Below are 2,004 nucleotides of genomic sequence, written 5' to 3'. Positions count from 1 at the left end.
CCGCGAGGTCGCCGGAGCGCTCCAGGCCGTCGTCGACGGAGCCGCGAAGGCCACGCCGACCACGCGTGGCGGAGACGGCGCCGCCGCGGTCCCGGGCGAGTCGTTCGCCCCCTTCCGTCCCACGGCCCCCGCGTCCGCCGCCAACGGCAACGGTCACGGCGGCGACACGGGGAGCTACCTCGGCTGACCGTCGACATCCGTGACAACCGCGGGAGCGGGGTGCGCGTCTGAGGGGGTGAGAGGCGACACACCGGTCGCCGTGCACCGAAAGACGCAGATGCGCCCCCGCTCCCGTTCACGTTCCCACCTGCTGGCCGTCGTCGCCGTCGGACTGGTCCTGCCGCTCGCGGCGTGCGGGACGACGCCCGAGGCGGCCGACGTCACGACGCCCGTCGCCGCCGAGGAGCTCGAGACCTCCGCCGACCCCCACGTCGACCCGGGGCCGGCACCCGACTCCGCCGGCGCTCCTGCGCCGACGACCGAGCCGGCCCCGACGACCGAACCGGAACCCTCCGGCGCCGGGGGCGACTGCTCGGCCCAGGGCCACCAGCTCGAGGTCGTGCCTGCCGACGTCCCCGACGCGGTGGCCGCCATGCGTGACTTCCTCCTCGACGCGGCGCTGCGGTGTGACGAGCAGATGCTCCACACGGCGGCGAGCGAGTCCGACCAGTTCACCTACAGCTTCGGCGGCGAGACGGACCCGGTCGGCTACTGGTGGGACCTCGAGGAGGCCGGGGAGGAGCCGTTCCTCCGGCTGGCCCAGGTGCTGGTCACCACGCCGTCCCTGGCCGACGGCGGCGAGATCGTCGTCTGGCCACGTGTCCACACCGGGCGACCGGAGGACACCACGGCCGAGGCCTGGCAGGAGGTGAGCTGGATGGACGAGCCGGCCCAGGCTGCCGAGCAGGCAGGCGGCTACCTCGGCTGGCGGGTCGGGATCAGCGAGGACGGCCAGTGGCGGTTCTTCGTCGCGGGCGACTGACGCGCTCTTGCTGAACGTCACCTGTGATTGCTGAACACCACATCAGTGGTGCCGATGGAGGGCCGAGCGCCACGTCCGAGGACGGGTACGTGGGTGTCCCTCCATCGAAAGGCAATCGCCGTGCTCTCCGCAATGTCCCTGCAACGCAAGTTGATCGCCGGTTTCGGGCTCGTGATCGTGCTCTTCGTGCTGCTGTCCGCGTTCACCATCACGCGGATGGCGGCCGTCAACAGCGCGCTGACCGAGATGGCCGAGGAGTATCGCCTCCTCGACGACGTCACCGACATCGACCACGACACGATGAGCATGACCCGGTTGGGCATGCGGATCGCGCTGACGCAGGACCGGGACCTGGCCGCGAACGCCCTGGTCCAGGAACGTGAGTTGAGCGACGAGGTGCAGGCGACCATCGACCATCTCGCCGCGTCGGTGCACCCCGCCGACCAGCCGAAGGTCGTGGCCCTCGACGAGGCCTTCACCACGGCCAAGGCGGCCATCGACACCACGCTCGAGCTCGTCGCAGCAGGTGAGTTCGATGCCGCCACGACCAACGTCGTCGAGCGACAGGCGCCGGCCGTGACCAACATGGTCGAGGCGACCGACGTCCTGCTCGACCACTTCCGCGCCACCTCGGCGGCGGCGGAGGCCAAGGCCAACGCCACGTACGCGGCCGCGCGCGCGCTGATCATCACGGTCGTGCTCGTCGTCGCCGCCCTGGCCACTGGCCTCGCGATCTTCCTTGGTCGCTCCATCAGCGGCACGGTCGGTCGCAGCTCGCGCCGCCTGGGCCGTTCGTCGGACGACCTGGCTGCGGTGTCGGCGCAGGTGTCGGCGGCGAGTGAGGAGACGGCGACGCAGGCGAATGTGGTGGCGGCTGCTGGTGAGCAGGTGAGTCACAACGTGCAGACGGTGGCGACCGCGGTGGAGGAGATGTCGGCGAGTGTGCGTGAGATCGCGACCTCGTCGGCGGATGCGTCCAAGGTTGCGGCGGATGCGGTGCGGAGTGCGGAGTTGTCGAATGT

The 2,004-nt window shown here is 71.1% G+C and carries 3 protein-coding genes; all 3 read left to right on the top strand.

Features of this window, described 5'->3' with window-relative positions:
- The coding region (locus ACERMF_RS17705) for a hypothetical protein (protein ID WP_373670477.1) at positions 1-187 on the top strand (187 nt) is incomplete at its 5' end.
- 90 nt (positions 188-277) lie between these two features.
- Positions 278-982 carry a hypothetical protein gene (locus ACERMF_RS17700; protein ID WP_373670476.1) on the top strand — a complete coding sequence of 235 codons (705 nt, stop codon included), beginning with the start codon at positions 278-280 and terminating at the stop codon, positions 980-982.
- A gap of 93 nt (positions 983-1,075) precedes the next feature.
- A partial coding sequence (locus tag ACERMF_RS17695; protein ID WP_373670475.1) for an MCP four helix bundle domain-containing protein occupies positions 1,076-2,004 on the top strand: 929 nt, incomplete at its 3' end.

The organism is Egicoccus sp. AB-alg6-2 (assembly GCF_041821025.1).
GTDB lineage: Bacteria > Actinomycetota > Nitriliruptoria > Nitriliruptorales > Nitriliruptoraceae > Egicoccus.
This window is presented reverse-complemented; position numbering and strand designations above follow the sequence as displayed.